Below are 17,599 nucleotides of genomic sequence, written 5' to 3' on the forward strand. Positions count from 1 at the left end.
CCGCCATCACGGCCACAGCTGAACATTCGACATAATCAGCGCGCCATAGTCCGGATAATCTTCCGACAAGTTGACCACGATCTTGATATACTCCGCGTTGGCAATCGGGACATTGAGGGTCATGGCATCGGTCTTGCGGGTGATGCGGGGCGAGGTCTGCACCAGCATATCGTCCGCATAAACCTGCACCCACACGCTGCAGTTCTCCCCGGTCTCCTTGTAGGGCGCCAGGGTCATGGTCAGGGTGCTGTATTTGCCGTACACGCGATACTCCGCATAGTTTCCGTATCCTTCTTCGTACGATCTGGTGTCGTAGTAGGTGTTTTCTCCCCGCTGGAACACAGCGTAATTCATGGCGCTGGAATAATCGTTCCCAAAGGGGTCCTCGGGGGCCACATCGTTCCAGGTCCAGCCCCCGTTCAGCACCGACACAGACGACAGCGAAACCGGCTGCAGTGCGTTGATTTCATTCCGGCGGGCGGTCAGGTCCTGGTTGTCCGGCACGTTTTTCAGCGCGGCATCCAGGATGCTGCGGGCGGAGCTGTAATCCTTGGCCTGCACCAGGCCATCCACCTGCGCCAGCACATCCTCCACGTAATTTTGTTCGTAGAGATTGGTTTTGACGTTCAGCTCGGTATCGGAGCCAATGGCATCCAGCGCATCCCGGGCGGTCTGGTAGGCCTTGAGGTATTCCTGATTTTCTGCGTACTGGTCCGCCGCTGCCAGAGCCTTGTTTTTCAGCTTTTCCGCATAATCGCTCACCCGGCTCAGATAATCGGCGTCGGTGTCGTTTTCCTCCATGGCAGCGCGGATGGTTTTCAGCGCCGACTCATAATCACCGGCCCCGGCATAGGTCTCCGCCTCTTCCAGAATGGCCTGTTTGTTTTCCTGGTCCAGGAGGGCCTGGTATTCGGCCTGCTTGTCCGCGAACTGTTCTTCGTCCGGATACTGCAGCAGCCCGGCCGCCAGGATGCTGAGCGCCTTTTGGTAATCCTGCGCATCGGCGGCCGCCTCAGCGTCTGCCAGCGTAGTTTCCACGTTTTCCTTGCGGATGGATTCGGCGTTGATCTCGCCGATCACGCCCCCAATCACAGGGATATCTTCGCCCTTTTCCCCCATCACCCGGGACAGACCCAGCACACAGAGGCCTGCCGCGGCGATAAGTACAAACACGAAAAGTATTTTTTTCATCGTCCCACCCTTTCCCGGTTCCTTTGCTGTCTGCCCGGCTTTCTTCTGCGGCTTTTGCTCCGTCTTTGGGCTGCGGGTCGGTTCCCGATCCGCCGGACGGCCCGGCTGGGAATGGGGCGTCGTTTTCTCGGCGGTGCGGGAACGGCCGTTTTGGGAGGCGGCCGCCTGGGCATGGGTTTCCTTTTGCCCGGCCGTTCTGGTGCGGGTCCCCGCCGCGGAAGGGGTCTGGCCGCCCGACGCCGTCCGTCCCGCCGTCTTTGGGCTGGCATGGCTCTGCTCGGCCGGTTTTGCATGGGACACGGTCCGCCCGGCCGTTTTGGCGCTGGCTGCGGCCCGGGCAGATGCCTGCCCTTCCGGCCCGGCCTGGCCTGCTGTCTGCGCTGCCTTGTTGACGTTTAAAACACACTGCAGGGCAGCCTTCATGGCCGACGCCGTACGGAATCGTCTGTCCGGCTCGTAGGCGCAGGCGCACAGAATCAGGTTGGCCATCGCAGGGGAAGCTTCTTTGGGCGGGGGCAGCGCATCGCCCCGGAGCCTGCGTTCCAGCGCTTCCTTGCGGGCGTTGGGGTCCATCAGCTGCTCGTTGCTCAAAAAGGGCAGACGGTTTTCGTTCAGCAGCCGGTACAGGACAATGCCCAGCGAATAGATGTCCACCCGGCTGTCGTAGGAGGAACCGCGGGCCACTTCGGGGGCCATGTAGTTATAGGTTCCCTTTTTGGACAAATTCCCGCTGGTGGATTCCAGCTTTCTGGCGATGCCAAAATCGCCCAGCTTGAAAAAGCCAAAATCATTGACAAAGATATTGGCGGGCTTGATGTCGCGATGGATGACATTGCGTTTTTCGCACAGTTCCAGCGCCGTACAAAGGTCGATGCCCAGCCGGATCACGTCTTTTTCGTCCATTTTGTGGCTGCAGATCCACACGTCAAAGGGGGTCAGCAGCTCCATCCGGATGTAGATGTCCCAGCCCAGCTCCTCCTGGCGCTCCACCACCTGATAGTCCTCGACGCTGACGATGTTCTGAACCCCTTTCAGGGATTCCATCAGCTTGATTTCGCCCACAAAATCATCCACAATCCCCTGCAGATAGGTGCGGGTCCCGTTGAGGTCCAGACCCTCCGAGCGCAGGCTGGTCACCTCCGCCTCATCCTGCGGGATATGCAGCACCTTGATGGCGGCCGTGCTGGTCAGGCCATGATCGGTGCGCACCGCTTTGTAGACGGAGCCAAACGCCCCCTTTCCGATCTGGCTTTCCACCTTCCATTCAGGCCAGACTTTTTCAATTTCCTGTGACATTTCTTTTCCTCCTCAAGAAACGTTTGAGCAATTCCGCAATTCCTTTTTCCTGTCCGCCGATTTTCAGCAGAATCATGGTGATGTTGTCCAGGCCTCCCCTGTCCAGCGCCTGCTCCAGCAAAGCGCGAACCGCCTGGTCCGCCGGTCCCTGGGCCGCCCGCCAGATTTCCTCTGCCGAGAGCATATCGGTCAGCCCATCGGAGCAAATCAGATACCAGTCCCCGGCGCAGCATGGCCGCGCGGTGAAGTAGGGGCACAGCCGCATTTCCTCCAGAGGAATCCCCAGATACTGCAGCAGAGGCGGCTTGTGCCCAAAGGGCGCCGGCATCACATGGTCCTGTGAAATCTGCCGGATCTGCTGTGAGTCCAGCCAAAAGATCCTGCTGTCGCCCAGATTGCATAGGGTCACCTCTCCCTGTGCAAACAGCAGCATGGCGGCGGTGGTGCCGCATTCGCCGAGGTGGTGCTGCGCTGCAAAGGAGCAAATCTCCTGGTTCGCCTGGCGGCAGATGTCCTCCAAAACGGTTTTTGGCGGCAGCTCCAGCGAAGCGCGGGCCGCTGTGCCGGCCGCAAGAAAAGCAGCCTGTTCACCCTGTTCTCCGCCGCCCATGCCGTCAAACACGCCAAACAGTACAGGGTCTTCCAGCTCCAGGGTTCCCGCCCGAAAGACTGGATCCCTTTGATCCTCCGGCCCCATCCACCAGCCGGAACAGACCAAATTATCCTGGTTTGTCCTGCGCCGGCGTCCCACATGGCTGACACACGCATAGGATAACTGAAGGCTCATGGTTTCTCCTTTTTATTTTCGCTGGATCAAAACAAGCGAATAATTGTCCGGTGCGCCGTGGGCACAGATCATTTCATCCACCTGCTGCAGGGTGGATTCCATTTTGCCCTGCCGTGCAGCCCTGGACCAGATTTTCACCAGTTCTTCCTCGCTGCAATACCGGTAGACGCCATCGCTGCACAAAGCAAACAGCGTGTTTTTCTCCATGTTTCCCGACCGGATGGTCAGAGCCGCCTCATAGTTTGATCCGATCGCGTTGGTCAGCTTTCCCTCCATCGAAGCGTCGTCCACGCCCCGGGCGTGATAGAGGTCGTCCTTGCTGATCTGCATCACCTCGGTATGGAAAAAAGACGGCTGAACCTGATAACAGCGGCTGTCGCCTGCCGTCATCAGCAGATACTGCCCCGCCGAAACCCAGAGCAGCACAATGGTCGACCCGCAATATTGGTTGTGCGGCGTCAGTGCGCCAATGCGTTCTGCGCTGAGCCGAAACAGCTCCTTAAACTCTTCCGCCACCCACTGCGGCGTCATCTGTGCGGCCTGCTGATGGCAATGGGTCCACCAGCGCGTCAGCAAATCGTTGAGAATACGGCTGGCCTGTTCGCCCGCATAATGACCGCCCATGCCGTCCGCCACAAAGCACAGCGCATGGTCGCCATCCATCAGCAGCTCTGCGCGGTCCTGATTCACCTTTCTCTTCAGGCCCTTTTTGCACAACACTCCGCCCTGCAGCATCATCCGTCCATCTCCACTCTCATCTGAACTTTTCCCATGGTCAGAACGGTTCCGTTCTTCAAGGGCGTCGGATGGTCCATCACCGTCCGGCCGATTCGGGTGGGGTTGGTCTGGCTGCGATTGACCGCATAAATCTGCCCGTCCTGCTGGTAAATTTCGCATTGGGTCCTGGAAACAGAGGCGTTGTCAATGGTGATCTGACAGGAGGCAGACCGCCCCACTGTGATACGCCCCTGCAAAGTCACCTCATAAAAGAGGGACTCATTCTTCACATTCACCAGCCGCAGGCGCTTTGTCCGCCTGGACACATTGCCAAAGACCTGTACGGTATTTTCGCCCGTATCTGCGGCAAAATCGGTGCACTCGTCCGGGCCATCGCCCGGCAGGTCATCATACCAGTGCCGGATGGCCGGGACTGTATCCCGGATTTCCACCACTTCCGAGGCCTTTTTTTCTTCTTTTTGCTCCTGCTGAACCGCCTTCTTTTTCCGCTTTCTGCAGAACAGCAGCAGAATCCCCGCTGCACCAACAACCAAAATCACTCCACCCCCAACGGCCGCTACCATCCAAAGCGGAACACCCGACGCAGCCATCGGCTGAGCCGGCACCGGCTTTGTATGTTCCGTGTCAGCGTATTCTTTTTTCTCCGGTGCCGAACCCGCCTGCGGGCTTTCAAACGGCATCATCAGCTGGGTGGTATACTCTTCTCCGCCGCAAACCACCTTGACGCCCCGGACGGTTCCGTCGCACACCTCTGCCGGCAGCCGGATTGTCACCCGCTGTGCCTGGTTGTATTCACAGATCCCCTGGGCCATCTGATAGGTATCTGTGGTATCTCCGAAATAATAAGACTGCCCGCTGGTGATGCGGGAGAGGGCGAACAAATTGTCCAGCATGGCGGTGCGCTCATCGGTATTGTCGGGGCCGCATCCAACCGTATAGACCGGATAGCCGCAGGTCTGGATCAATTCCTGCAGCTCCGCTCTGGTATAGCCGATTTCCTTGTCATCCACGCCGTCCGCCACAATCACCACCCGGCTGAACTGGGTTGGCGATTCCTGATAAAGGGTTTGGATGGCCTGGTATACGTTGTCGGTCAGCTGGGTATCCTGGTTTTGATACTGGATGCCGTTGACCGCACTGCTCAGGGCCAGATAATCGCTCTCATTGGTGCACAGATAGTGGATGTCATCCTCAATGGTGACAATGGTGAACTGTTCCCCTTCCATCCGGTTTCCGATCAGATTGGTCAGCAGCTGGGTGATGAGCGGGCGCTGATCCTTGGGAATGGAGAGCGAATTGTCCAGAATAATCAGCGTCCGGACCGGCGTTTCCGACTCCGAAATCGGCGCCGCCTGCACATCGCTGCAGGAGACAGTCCCCACCTGGCAGTCGGTAATCTCTCCCGAATGCGGCAGATACAAAACCGCATTCGCACCATCTGCCGCGGCCCAAACCGGACTGGCTGCCGCCCCATGGAGACTGAGGCATACCGCTATCATGAAAACAGGAAACACCAGGAGCAAACTCCTTATGATACGTTTGATTTTCAGCGGCATAGTATTTCCTTTCCCGTTTTATCACATCCCGAAGCAGAGTATCTCTGAGAAATGTACAGCGCCAACACTTCGCAGATACACCCTGCCGTCGTTTCCTACATCAAACCAATATGCCCAACGGCGGCCCGCCATCGAAACCAATCTTTTGACAGCGAGCCGCTGGGCATCATCCTTCAGTTATTCAAAAAGCTGCGCAAACTTCCACGTTTCTTCCTTCAAATCATCGTCCAGAGTCCGGGTCATGCCGGCACACTGCACCAGCACCGACTCATTGATCTCGTGCAGCCGAACCAAATCCAAATGCATTCGTTCCAGCCGTTGCCGCATCTCCTGCAGCTGCTGCAAGTGCATGGTGTCATACTCTCCGCACTCCTCTACCAGCTGCATCCACTGCCGGATATGCCGAATCTCCTCCTCGATTTGAAGGTTAAACTGCGTCAATCGCTGTGGATGAACTTCCAACCGAGCCATCAGTCAAACATTCTGCTGATGGTGTTTTTAGCCTGGTTGATCTCGTCCTGAATCTCCGAGTCAATGCTGGAGGCCTGCTTCTGGCCCGTTTTGAGGGCCTCAATGTTCTGGCGAACCGACTCAGCCGCAGTTTCTACCTGCTCGATGGATTTTGCAATGGTTTCCTTGGCAGAATCCGCAGCATCTCCCGTCCAGAAATCGTCAATCTGGCGTTCCTGCGCTTCATAATCATCGCGGGCCTTTTCCAGTTCATTCAAGTACTGTTCCAGCTTGTCAATTGCATTGGTATACGCAGTTTGCTTAATATTAACATTGACCGAATCAGCCATATTTGTTTCGTCCTTTCTTTTCTATTTGATCTGCAGAAACCTGGCCGTATTTTAAAAGCTAATTCCCACCAGACGGCCAATGTTGCGGAACGACTCCACCAGATCGTTTACAAAGTCAGACACCTTGTCCAGGAAGTCTATCACCTTCATCACAGCATCAAAAAAGGCCTTGACCAGCTCCGAGAACTTCTGCAGATACTCACCGGCCGCCTTGACCAGCATATCGCCAATGGTGCCGCCCTGATCCGAACCGGCCAGTTCTTCAAGAACACCGGTTACACTTTCCATGATTTTCTCAACGTTCTCCGTGATTTGGTTCACCGCATCACACCACTGCTGGCCGCGATCGCTGTCAACGTACATATCACCTGTTGCTGCCATAAGAAATACCTCCTTGTTTGCGGCCGGCTCACTGCCGGCCATTTTTATGTATTGCGTAAATCAGATGTTTTCTTGCTGTTCCCCCCTCCGGCTCCTCATCCACCATAAATCTGTCTGAGAATCCCTTGAATTTCATCAAGCTGCTGCAGAAGATAAGCTGCATTCTTTTGGTAAAGCGGCAGCAAATCTCCTCCAATACAGTTCGATAAACATTGTTGGTCCTGCTCCAGCATCCTGTACAGGCTGTTCCATTCCTGCACGCACTCTGCATAAAGCTCATCTATACGATAGGTCATCCTGCATTACCCGTCAAAACATCAGCAAATGATCTCCGTTTTCCACCTGCATATCCCTCAAGCTGACCGTCAAGGGAAGCAGCCTGCTATCATCCTTCCGGCAGAACACTTCTTCCCCGGACGGCGCATAGGCATCGTTGGTCAAACCCTTCAGCAAGGAAAAAAGCAGCGGCCGCAGCTGTTCTGGTGTCATAAATCCAGGCACCCACGCATCAAACCGCAGCGCCAGCGAAGGCACTTCAAAGGTCACCAAAATTTTATCCATCGCCATTCTCCTGCACGATCAGACAATCGGCATATCATCCGGGTCCACTTCCGCCCGCACCAACTTGCCGCAAGGCATCAAAAGTTCTGTGAATGTATCATTGTAATGCATAAGGAACCGGTCGTACTCCGCCAGAGGCTTTTGTCCTTTTTCCTTGTACTGGGCGGGAAGTCTCAAATCCAACAGACCAGACCTGGACAGCAGACCTCCAAACATCAATGTAAATTTCTGCGGGTTCATACATTTGGCCATCTTGGTTTGAATATCCAGTTTGCTATATTCTCCAGGCAGAAAACAACACACATAGTAGATGTTGTAACCAATTCCTCTGCGGCGAACCATCTCCGGGCTATCATCATCATTGGCGCCCCGAGCCTGCAGCAGTACCGACAGCTTTGTTGCCTGTACCTCATTCAGCCGTATCGCCATGTCGTAGTATCCTTCAAACCAAACCATAAGAGGCCTGGTGTTGGTGCAAACATGGCTGAACGCCAATTCCAGATCATCCGGGTTTGTCCCGTCCAAATGATGCTGCTCCACAAACGCTTTTTTCAAGCCAGACCGCCTGGTCATTTCCTCCATCAGGATATCTGTAAGCGTGTCCAGATCTTCCGGCAAAGGGTCCAGCAGGGTCACTTTGGTCTTTTGCCTCAGTTGTTCCACTCGCGGACTGTCCTTGTCAAACAGGCTGCCCCTGCTTCGCCTGACGATAACCAGCTCCATCTTTTCCGCACAGCAAGCCTGCAGCAAATTGTCGGTCACCGGGGCTATGCCCAGCTTGTTGCCAAAATAGATGGATGTGGTGAACATCTGCTTGAGCGGCATGGCCACCGGCTTGGCGCGGTCCATGGTATATCCCAGCGGAATTCGCCCCGGGCCAAACTGTCTGCAAAAGTCCTGGTACAGCTGTTCATGCGGCAAAACCGGCAACCCAGGCGCCGGCGTATAGTCGGCGTACCGTTCCGCGATCTGCTGCAGCTCTTTGCGCAGCTTCTGCGCTGTCACTGCGGGGTCCGCGTTGGCAGAAAAAACCGCAGTCTGGAATTCCAGCGGCCGGTTATCCCATAAACACAATCCTCGGCCCGGTATCTTCGGCGGCTGATAGTCTACTTTTTTCCCAAGGACATCAAAGTAGTCATAGCTGTCCTTCAGGCTCATGCCCAGGTGGACATTTGCTTCCTGCCGGGCCCGAAGCGTAAACTGATTATTGTGGCCACCGGTCAGAATGTATTTAATGCCATAAGCCGAGCCTTTCCGCATGGCCTCATGAATCCTGCTGGCATACGCCGCGCCCAACTTGGTGCTGCCAAAGCTGGCAATGCCATCAATAATCACCAGCACCAGCGGCAGGGGCTTCATCCTGCGGTAATCTTCAAAACGATTGACTTCCGCTTGGGCAAAAAGCTTCTGACGCCGCTTCACCTCGGTTTCAATCAGTTCAAAGAGCGGCGGCAGCTCTTTTTCGTCTTCATCGGTCAGCGCCGCGCCACAGTGGGGAACATTTTTGAATCGAGTTAGAAGTTTGCTGGAGTAATCCAAAATGTAAAAATTCACTTCTTCGGGTGTATAGCGCCGAATCAGGCTCAGCAGCATGGTTTGGATCAGATTGGTCTTGCCGCATCCGCCTTCGCCCACAACAAGCATGCTGCGCATTGAAACCAGATTCAGCTCAAAGGGGTACTGCTGCTGGTAGGCAGGATCATCAATCCTACCAATCCCAGCCAAAATCCCATCCGGCACCTGCTGATCCTCTTGCATTTCCAGAATCTCCGGCAGCATCGGCGGCAGCAGGGTGCGGGGAATCAAATGTTCCCGCTTTGCCAGCATCGAAAGATACTGCACAATGGCGACAACCTGCTTCACTTCAGATTTTGTCCCACGCTTGGGCGGTTTGGCGGTCAGCAAAACCTGCGCTGCGCTGTCGATCACCTGGACGGATTCATCTTTTTGGGTCACCACTTCGTCCTGGGGGATATAGTCCGCGCCGCACCATGCAGACTGACCCAACGCAAAATATTCGTTGTAGCCAACCTGCAAATAGAACCGCCCGGTGTCCTTCAGCTCCGCCGCCTCAGGCCGCTTGAGCATATCCTGGCTGTCGCTCTTGTCCTGCACCTTCAGACACACCCGGAATTTGGTATTGCTCCAAATCTGGTCGCTCACCACACCGGCCGGCTTCTGGGTGGCCAGAATCAAATGGACGCCCAGGCTGCGGCCAATGCGGGCCGTACTGATCAGCTTATCCATGAACTCCGGCTGCTGGCTCTTCAGCTCAGCGAACTCATCCGAAATAATGAACAGATGGGGCAATGGCTCCGAAACCTGATGATTGCGGTACAGCCGCTGATAGTCGTAAATATCCATCGTGCCTTCATTGCAGGCGGACTTGGCCTCATTGAAGATTCTCTGCCGCCTTGCAAGCTCACTTTCAATCGAAATCATCGATCGTGTGATGGCTGCACCGTCCAGGTTCGTAATGGTTCCCACCAGGTGCGGCAGATGGATATTCCTGGTTTCGTCCTCGAACGCACCAGTCAGACCGCCGCCTTTGTAATCGATCAGGACAAAGGCCACCTCGTCCGGGCTGTAATTCACCGCCATGGACAAAATGTACGTGATGATAAACTCCGACTTGCCCGAGCCGGTCATGCCGGCCACCAGACCATGCGGTCCCTGCCGGCTCTGGTGAAGGTCCAGCATAAAGAGTTCGCCGTCCGTCCCAATTCCTACCGGTGTAGCCAGGCTGTGGATGGGGTCGCTTTCGCCCCAGCGCTTCAGCAGATTCAGATGCTCTACCTTGCCTACCCCAAACATTTCCAAAAAAGTAAAGGTCTTTGGCAACGTGAAATTACTGAACAAGCTTTTCAGCTGGGTGTTGGCCAGAGTCTTCATCGATGTGTGCAGGACGGCTGTGTCGCATGGGTCCAGCACAAACTTCTGGGGCGGCGCATCCGGATGCAGCAAGTCAAAACAAAGCTGCTCCTCTGTCGTCGGCTCCCGCATTTGAATGACCTTGGTGCATTCCTTGGGCAATTCATTGAACGCAGCCACCACCGACAGAGCCACACAGTTTTCCTTGTCCATGAGGACTTCCTTGAGCACTTCGATGCTGTCGTACAGACGCTTGCTCAAGGCAAACACAACATAGTGCGGGTGTGTTTTGGTGTATCTTCCGTAGTCCTTTTTGTCCTGGAGAAGTTCCTGCATATTTTGCCGCAGATATTCGCCGACTGTCCCAGTGCCGGCTTGATCGGTCACCAAAAAGCGGGTGCTTCGCTCATCGTCCCACAAATGCGGCAGATAGCGGATATCATCCATGCGGCAGAGCTCTTCTTCCTCCACCAGAAAGATGCATTTGACTTCGTCGTAGCTGTGACTCATCACCAGCTGCATCAGCAAAGCAAGCACAAACTGCAGCACCGCCGGGCGGGCGCCCAGCACACCGATGACATAGTCCTGCATCAGCGAAATCATAATGGGGACATTTTTGATCAGATACTGCTTTTCAGCCAGTTCAAACATCTGTTCTTCCAGAACATCCTGGTCCATCTCAAACCGTCGTGTCGGATATTCCAGCTCTGCCTGCATCTGTACGGTTCCCGAGCCGATTCGCAGCGTCAGAAAATCATCATCACTGTTTCTGCGCTCCCACAGCCGCTTTTCACCCCAATGCTTCAGCATGGTATCGAGCGCGGGATAATTCTCGTTCAGAATTTGATATTCGTGGCTGCACTCATCGATGATCTGCTGTTTTTTCTGTTCCAGATATTCTGTATACTTTTTCAGCCGCCGCTCTTCGTATTCTTTGCGCTCTTTTTCGCTGTAGCGCTGGGTCAGAAACGGAAAGACCAGAGACGTCAGCGCCATACTGTAGCTGCCCGTCGCAATGGCCCGGCCGCCCATCACCGCAGAGGAACCCATCCGCAGGACCAGAGGCATCCTGCTGGAGCCCATAGGCATGGGCGGCCCGTCAATCGCAATGCTTTCCCACTCCATGGAAAAGCGGCTGCGGGGCTGGCGGTTAAACAGGCTTTTCGGCTTACGCGCCGGCGACGCAGCCCCCCGCACAGCTTTCAGCGGATGGAGCACCGCCTGGTTCAGAAACAGCTCATTGTCCCCGCCACAGATGGAAAGGAAATCGGTCCCCACCAGAATCTGCATCCCGGTCAAATAAATGCTGTCTCCCAAATGCAGTTTGGCCATATTCACCCGCCGGCAGTTCACATAAACGCCGTTTGCGCTGCCCTGATCCCGGATTTCCCATCCAGAGCTTGTCAGGCACATGGCGGCGTGATTCCTGCTGATGAAGCGGCCTGTGCTGATGATGTCGTTGGTATCTCCCCGCCCAATCGTAATCGGGACATCCCGTGGCACACGATAGTTGCGGAACACTCCATTGGACGCCGTCTGCATTTCGGCATAGAGCATATACCGCTGCCCGTTGCAGGTAAGATAATACAAGTGTTTGTGGGCCAACGGTACCCGACGTGCATCAATCGACTCTCCGCCCAGCAAACAGGTATTTGGCCCGCAGCAAAGCATCCAGACGCCCGAACCGCCATCTTCGGACGGTTCGGCCTCGATGGAAAGAAACGTCAAAGGCTTTTGGCTGACAGCCTGGCGGAACAGGTATTTTCCCTCGATCATCCGAGGCAAAAACAAAACTTCCAGCTGGCCATCCTCACTAATCAAATTGACTCGGATGCCTCTGCTCTCCGCTTTCAATCCCTGTCCCGCCTGATTTTGGTTGGCTTGTTCCATTCCATCTCACCACCTTGTTTTTATCTCACCACCGTCCGCAGCCGTCCCGGCCGATCCTCAGGGGATGGGTGCACCGCAGGAGGTACAGAACGACGCATCGGGAGAAACCTGGGCCCCGCAGTTGGCGCAGAACATGGGTTTTGCCGGTTTAGGCTCCGGCTGGGGTTGTTCCACAGCAAGTTTTGTGCCGCAGCCGCTGCAGAACGCCATGCCAGGTTTGATTTTGGCGCCGCAGTTGGGGCAATGCCCGGCCGCATTGATCGCCTGAATCTGAGCGCGGTTGTCGTCGATTTTATCATGCAGCGCATGGATCTTTTCAATAAGTTCGGCCACCTCCGGCAGAGGATCCGCACTGTGCGCAACATAAATCTGGTAACCAATCTCCAGATACAGATTATTGATTTGGGTTTCTGCTTCTGAAATCTCGTTGTTCAGCTTGGTGGTCTCAGAAAACTCCTTGGCCATCTTGACTGTACTCTGTCCGGCCTGCGAAAATGTATCTTTCACCTTATGAAAAAAAGCCATAACCGTACCAACTCTCTTTTCTTTATGATCTGCGGCTTATCAATAGCTGTATTCCGTGCTCATCACCGGGACCATCGTCTCGCGGCACCAGATTCTGTCCACATCATTGGCCACTCTGGTCTTTTCCTTGCCGTCGTAAACGTAGAGGTCCTGATCCGAAATATACAGCATCTCAGACGCCTCGGTCCGCACAAAGTACGTCGCTTCATCCGCAAGGATAGTCTTCTCACCCTTTTCGTTCAGCAGAATCAGCTCACCGGCTCCATCGTAGTCCTGATAGGTCTTGGCTACCACACTGCCATCGTCATAAACCCAAATAGCGGCGGGGTTGACATCGGTCAACAGCCGCGAGGTTTCGCCATTTTCCCAGACACACAAGTCCACATATTCGTATTCGTCGTCTGTATAGTAACCTTCCTGATAATAGAGCTTTCCGTCTTCGACACCCAGAATCCCTGCGGCATCGCTCAGCACAGTAAAGCTGTCCGCCACGCCGTTTTCAATCTCGGAAACATAGAGCACTGCATCTCCGTTCTCCACAAAGAGGTGATCTCCTACACAAGCGACGTCGTTGATATAGCCGTCCTGTGCCATCTCGATGATATCTTGGCCGCTCACCTCGATCATCTGACCGCTGTCCTTCTGATACATCAGCACTCTGCTGTATTGGTTGAGATTTCTGGACAACTGATCCTCCAGATCCCATGCGCTGCCGATCTCCTCGATCTTCGCCCGGGAAGCTATATCCTCCACGCTTGCCATCAGCATCAGGTCCGATACGCTGCCGCAAATCGACAGATCGTCCAAAATCACCTCAGACTCACCGTTTTCCATCTTTTTCAGGGTATAGATCGGCAAGTTATACAGTTCTTTATTCTGCAGATCCTCCCACATAGCGGCCTGTTCCACAGCCGCATAGTAAGCATCCCAGTCGTAAGTCGTGCTGGTCTGGCGTTTGCCGATACACAGCAGATACCACTGATCCGGCGCGCCGCAGGCCTGCGCCAGCAGCTGAAGATCGGCCTGCACCGATTCATTCACTTCGATAAAACCGTCGTTGTTGGTCTCGTAATCTTGGTACTTGTTCAGGAAAGACTGGCAGGCCGTGCTCACCACCGAATTTCCAGACTCGGCAGCTTCTGCAATGGACGCACTGGTGCCCAGCACTTCTCTGAAAAATTTCAAGGTTGTGTCACAGGAAGCGCACAGCCCGTCATACGACGCTACATCCGATGCGCTGTTGATGTAGTAATAGGAGTACGAGGGAATCTGATAATCTTCCCGGTTGACCGTACCGGAGACCTTTGTCCCATCCACAAACTCATCCAGGCCCCGTTTTTCCTTCATGACGCTGTAAATCAACTGGCCGTCACTGTATCTGTACAGGCTAACATTTTCGTCCATCAGCTGCGGCTCGCGGGAGTCCATAGTCATCCGATACAGGTCCACGCCTTCGTCGGTATACTTTGTATAGATAATTTCGCCCTCATCGGTCAGAGTGACCAGGGCGCTCAGATCGTCGTCCAGCTTTTCTCTCTGGTCCAGCTTCTCCAGATTGGTGAGGTACATGATGCTGCTGAATTCACGGGTTCCGTTTTCATCCTGCACCAGATAAAGGACATTCCCTTTATCGTCTGTCTCCGTCTCGTAGAATTTCACATCCCGCGCAATCTGCTCCGACGATTCCCCGTCGAAATAATATAAGGTACCATCTTCATTGGTGTAGAGAAGGGTGCCGTCGTCCAGGACATCAAAGTTATGGCTTGCATTGGTCGCCACCACTGTGATATAGCGATCATTTTTGGAGGAATTTGCCTTCATTTTCCCGTACTCAGCCCGGCACAGCGTACCCGAACCATACTGGGAATCCAGCTTGGAAAAATAATAAATGTACTTTCCATCCGGCGTAAAACACAGGTCCCCATAATCCGACCGGCTGGATGCAATTTCCAAAAGCTCGCCTTTATCCAGATTGGTAATCAGCTCATACCGTCCGTCCGACAGACAGATATACGCATTTTTTGAGCCAGCGCCCAAAAACAGCATAAATGCACCGGCAGCCAGTGCCAGTACCACCAGCACTGCCACTGCAATAAGCAGCATCTTCCTGCGGTCAGAAAACCGGGGCTTGATGATAACCGCAGCTTCTTTTTCATGATTTACCGGCCGGACGGCGGTCACGGCTTTCGGCACAATCTTCTCGTTTTTGGGGACCAAACCGCTGGTTTCTTCTCCCAGCTTGGCTCCGCAAAATCCGCAGAACTTCGCATTGTCTGGCACTGTTTTTCCGCATTTCGGACAGACCATTTGACTTCCTCCCTTATGTTTCACATGCCTCTGACGTACATCCCATTTGCATCTCAAGCTGTACCATATTTCAATGCATCCAGGGAAGTGTCGCATTTAGTTGAATGTAGTATAACACACTTTTTTCTATTCACTATCCACTATGTAATATTATGCTTATTTCATGTAATAAATCGCATGGTTTTGGACTGGATTTTCCAACCCTTCTCCCGTCAAGCTCACGCCAGAACAGGCAAATAAAACTTATATTAAAAAAGAAAAAATCCGCCACTTCTTGCCGTCAGCCGGTTCGAAATGGCGGATTATTTTTCAATTCAAATTACAAGTTTACATTATTATTATAAGAAGAAAGAGAATCGCCTGGCCCCAATATCCAACCCCCAAATAACCTTCCAGTCCCTGTAAGGACCAAAAGATATTCTGCAGCAAGGCTATTCCCATAAGGAGTTCGGCTAAGATGGAAAAAATATGTGCTGCGGTATGCTTTTTGTCTGAAACCCGCGGCAGGCCAAAAATAAATGTCATGAGGCATGCAGCCGACGCCCAAAACGCCAGGCTTTCAAACAGCGAGCCCAAATACGCCACTTGATTTGTAACAATTTGAAACGCTGTCGGCTGCTGATAAAAGGTGAACAAATCCACCGCCATGTAAGGAGCAAACAACCACAGCAGAATGCTGGCAACGTATACCACCATACGCATCCTGCGTCTGTTTTCGCTAACGCCATTTTGCCCTTCAGCAGCCCTCTCCAGAGCGCTTCTTTCTGACTTTGTGCAAGGCAATTCCTTCACAGGCTGATTCTTTTCCGCTTCGCTGATACGGTTTGGATTCCCTGCCTGAGGCTCCACTTTTGTCCCGCAATAAGGGCAGTATCGCGCCGAATTTTCAATTTCACGTCCACACGATGCACAATACAATTACAGCACCTCCCCCACTAATTCATCCTGCGCTGACCGTAACGACCGGACTGTATTTTTCATTCAAAAACTCCAGCAGCGCCTGCATATTGTCTGCCGAGATCTTGATGTCTCCATTGGTCGGCTCAAGTTGTTTTGTATACCCTTCCAGCACACGAACCGATCCCATTCCAGGAGTCGCCTTGCCCGGGGTCTGTCCATCCCCGTTATTGGCAAAGAAAATGTTGCAGGAATAATATCCTCTGACAAACTGTGAATATGTATCCTCAAAGGAAGCATCTCCCGCCTGTTCCCTTGTTGTAAGGCAATTGTAGTATTCCGATTCGCTGTCATCCACCCAGACGTGCTCTGACGAAAGCTGAATAAAGGGAATTCCTGTCTGGGGCTGCTCCAATCCGTAACAAAAGAGCACCGGGAATGTTCCTTCCGGCGTTTTTCCGTCTCCCTCGGCGGGAGTCGCTGTTGTGCCGTTGCGTCCGATGGCTGCCTCGCATTCAAAAAGCGTTGTCCATACGCCCTGGTATTTTTGCCGCAGTGTCAGCACAGCTTTTCCCGCTTCTTTTGGGCTGATCAGAATTTCCTGCTGTCCCCATTCTTCCTGTACCTGGACAGCTTCCGAGCTTTCCTGATCGGAGGATGGTTCCGCATTTTCTTTCTCCTCCGGCTGCTGTTTTTCCGGTTCTGCCTCCATTGCATTCTGTTCCTGCTGCTCCCATTTTGAATTTATTTCCGCAGCTTCCTGTTCCGGGTCTTCCTCCCTTGTCTGGGATGCAGCCACTGGCTCTTCTGCTGGTTGTTTGAGAAAAACCGCAGCAGCCGTCACGGCAAACACAGCAATGACAACAACGGCAATTATAGCCGCGATTTTATGACCGCGGCGAGATCTTAAAATATTACCGCCGTCTTTTTGGCCAGGCTCAGCTTGACTTTCCTGCTCGGACAGCTGATCCTCAATAAGCTGGCCGCAGTTATTGCAGAACATCGCATCCTCTGATAAAGGATATCCGCAGTTGGGACATTTTCTTTTTTCATTTTTTTGCGGCGCTGGATGAACCGGCTGACCGCATTTGCTGCAAAACTGTGCAGTATCCGACAAACTTTGTCCGCAGTTTGGACATTTCATCTTACCTTCATCCTTTCCCTTCCACAAATACACTTTCACCATGCGGAATCTGCAGCAAAAGTATAACATATACGAACCATATTCTCAATATTTCTTTTTAAAAGCGGCAGCACATTTTTGCCATCTCTCTGCAAAATCCATTTCAGCCTATTCCGGGCACACATTTATTTTTCCAGCAAGCTCACCAGACACCATTTGATTCATCCTCTCTTTGACATATAATATAAGCTGCATACCTTTATTATAAGGGAAGGGGCAAAAAAGAGCCCTCTGGTTCTGGTATAAATCAAGGTGTATTTTATTGAAAATATTTTTTCCTCTTTTCTTTCAGGCATTCCGGCTGAAGAGGATTCGGGAAAAAATATTTTTCTTTGCGTGACCATATTGATTGCGTCTCCCAGGCATTGGTTTTGAGGCCGTGCACGCGTACCGCTTGGGAGAGTGCTTGAATGGCATTCAAGAGGTCAGCGGTTCGATCCCGCTTATCTCCACCAAAAGAAATCCGTTTCCAAAAGGAAACGGATTTTTTGTTTTATTGGTGAATTATACTATCAAGTGCAACACTTAAGGGAAATAAAAAGAAGTTCATACAGAACCCTGGTAGAATAGAGTTACTACACCACCAAACCACCGGAGGGAACTGTATGAACTACCA

14 protein-coding genes are annotated in these 17,599 nt (G+C 53.2%); all 14 read right to left on the minus strand.

All coding sequences use genetic code 11. From position 1 onward, the window contains the following. Window positions 1-6 precede the first annotated feature (6 nt). A complete protein-coding gene (locus tag B5G28_RS06195; RefSeq protein WP_087246938.1) occupies window positions 7-2,487 on the minus strand; it encodes a protein kinase in 2,481 nt (826 codons plus the stop codon). After that, complete coding sequence (locus tag B5G28_RS06200) at window positions 2,471-3,274, minus strand: protein phosphatase 2C domain-containing protein (RefSeq protein ID WP_087246940.1); 804 nt, start codon at window positions 3,272-3,274, stop codon at window positions 2,471-2,473. The genes B5G28_RS06195 and B5G28_RS06200 overlap by 17 nt, the downstream gene beginning before the upstream one ends. 12 nt (window positions 3,275-3,286) lie before the next feature. Beyond that, window positions 3,287-4,012 (minus strand): PP2C family serine/threonine-protein phosphatase, encoded by a 726-nt coding sequence (locus B5G28_RS06205; RefSeq protein WP_087246942.1) that lies wholly within the window; start codon window positions 4,010-4,012, stop codon window positions 3,287-3,289. Continuing rightward, the gene (locus B5G28_RS06210) at window positions 4,009-5,433 is read right to left on the minus strand and encodes an FHA domain-containing protein (RefSeq protein WP_158099589.1); all 1,425 of its coding nucleotides are present in this window, start codon (window positions 5,431-5,433) and stop codon (window positions 4,009-4,011) included. The genes B5G28_RS06205 and B5G28_RS06210 overlap by 4 nt, the downstream gene beginning before the upstream one ends. A 312-nt stretch (window positions 5,434-5,745) precedes the next feature. After that, on the minus strand, window positions 5,746-6,009 hold the full coding sequence (locus B5G28_RS06215; protein WP_144265486.1) for a hypothetical protein: 264 nt from the start codon (window positions 6,007-6,009) through the stop codon (window positions 5,746-5,748). Between the two features lie 29 nt (window positions 6,010-6,038). Beyond that, window positions 6,039-6,368 (minus strand): hypothetical protein, encoded by a 330-nt coding sequence (locus B5G28_RS06220; RefSeq protein ID WP_087246948.1) that lies wholly within the window; start codon window positions 6,366-6,368, stop codon window positions 6,039-6,041. A 51-nt stretch (window positions 6,369-6,419) separates the two neighbouring features. Beyond that, window positions 6,420-6,749 carry a hypothetical protein gene (locus tag B5G28_RS06225; RefSeq protein ID WP_144265487.1) on the minus strand — a complete coding sequence of 110 codons (330 nt, stop codon included), beginning with the start codon at window positions 6,747-6,749 and terminating at the stop codon, window positions 6,420-6,422. A gap of 95 nt (window positions 6,750-6,844) precedes the next feature. After that, window positions 6,845-7,045: a hypothetical protein gene (locus B5G28_RS14425; RefSeq protein WP_144265488.1), complete on the minus strand. Its 201-nt coding sequence runs from the start codon at window positions 7,043-7,045 to the stop codon at window positions 6,845-6,847. A gap of 13 nt (window positions 7,046-7,058) precedes the next feature. Further along, window positions 7,059-7,316 (minus strand): hypothetical protein, encoded by a 258-nt coding sequence (locus B5G28_RS06230; RefSeq protein WP_144265489.1) that lies wholly within the window; start codon window positions 7,314-7,316, stop codon window positions 7,059-7,061. Window positions 7,317-7,328: 12 nt separating this feature from the next. Next, window positions 7,329-12,071, minus strand: a complete 4,743-nt coding sequence (gene essC, locus B5G28_RS06235) for a type VII secretion protein EssC (protein WP_087246954.1) — start codon at window positions 12,069-12,071, stop codon at window positions 7,329-7,331. Window positions 12,072-12,128: 57 nt separating this feature from the next. Next, the gene (locus tag B5G28_RS06240) at window positions 12,129-12,596 is read right to left on the minus strand and encodes a zinc ribbon domain-containing protein (RefSeq protein ID WP_087246956.1); all 468 of its coding nucleotides are present in this window, start codon (window positions 12,594-12,596) and stop codon (window positions 12,129-12,131) included. Window positions 12,597-12,635: 39 nt separating this feature from the next. Next, window positions 12,636-14,699 carry a hypothetical protein gene (locus B5G28_RS06245; RefSeq protein ID WP_242967476.1) on the minus strand — a complete coding sequence of 688 codons (2,064 nt, stop codon included), beginning with the start codon at window positions 14,697-14,699 and terminating at the stop codon, window positions 12,636-12,638. Between the two features lie 531 nt (window positions 14,700-15,230). Further along, a complete protein-coding gene (locus tag B5G28_RS06250) occupies window positions 15,231-15,821 on the minus strand; it encodes a zinc ribbon domain-containing protein (RefSeq protein ID WP_087246960.1) in 591 nt (196 codons plus the stop codon). Window positions 15,822-15,843: 22 nt separating this feature from the next. Further along, entirely contained in the window at window positions 15,844-16,944 is a 1,101-nt protein-coding gene (locus tag B5G28_RS06255) for a zinc-ribbon domain-containing protein (protein WP_158099591.1), read from the minus strand. Window positions 16,945-17,599 lie beyond the last annotated feature (655 nt).

The sequence above is a fragment of the Faecalibacterium sp. An77 genome, assembly GCF_002161315.1.
Taxonomy (GTDB): domain Bacteria; phylum Bacillota; class Clostridia; order Oscillospirales; family Ruminococcaceae; genus Faecalibacterium.

Coding starts and splice junctions, on each gene's coding strand:
- B5G28_RS06195 (WP_087246938.1), bottom strand. CDS start 2,487: ATGTCACAGGAAATTGAAAAAGTCTGGCCTGAATGGAAGGTGGAAAGC.
- B5G28_RS06200 (WP_087246940.1), bottom strand. CDS start 3,274: ATGAGCCTTCAGTTATCCTATGCGTGTGTCAGCCATGTGGGACGCCGG.
- B5G28_RS06205 (WP_087246942.1), bottom strand. CDS start 4,012: ATGATGCTGCAGGGCGGAGTGTTGTGCAAAAAGGGCCTGAAGAGAAAG.
- B5G28_RS06220 (WP_087246948.1), bottom strand. CDS start 6,368: ATGGCTGATTCGGTCAATGTTAATATTAAGCAAACTGCGTATACCAAT.
- B5G28_RS06225 (WP_144265487.1), bottom strand. CDS start 6,749: ATGGCAGCAACAGGTGATATGTACGTTGACAGCGATCGCGGCCAGCAG.
- B5G28_RS14425 (WP_144265488.1), bottom strand. CDS start 7,045: ATGACCTATCGTATAGATGAGCTTTATGCAGAGTGCGTGCAGGAATGG.
- B5G28_RS06230 (WP_144265489.1), bottom strand. CDS start 7,316: ATGGCGATGGATAAAATTTTGGTGACCTTTGAAGTGCCTTCGCTGGCG.
- essC (WP_087246954.1), bottom strand. CDS start 12,071: ATGGAACAAGCCAACCAAAATCAGGCGGGACAGGGATTGAAAGCGGAG.
- B5G28_RS06240 (WP_087246956.1), bottom strand. CDS start 12,596: ATGGCTTTTTTTCATAAGGTGAAAGATACATTTTCGCAGGCCGGACAG.
- B5G28_RS06245 (WP_242967476.1), bottom strand. CDS start 14,699: ATGCTGCTTATTGCAGTGGCAGTGCTGGTGGTACTGGCACTGGCTGCC.
- B5G28_RS06255 (WP_158099591.1), bottom strand. CDS start 16,944: ATGAAATGTCCAAACTGCGGACAAAGTTTGTCGGATACTGCACAGTTT.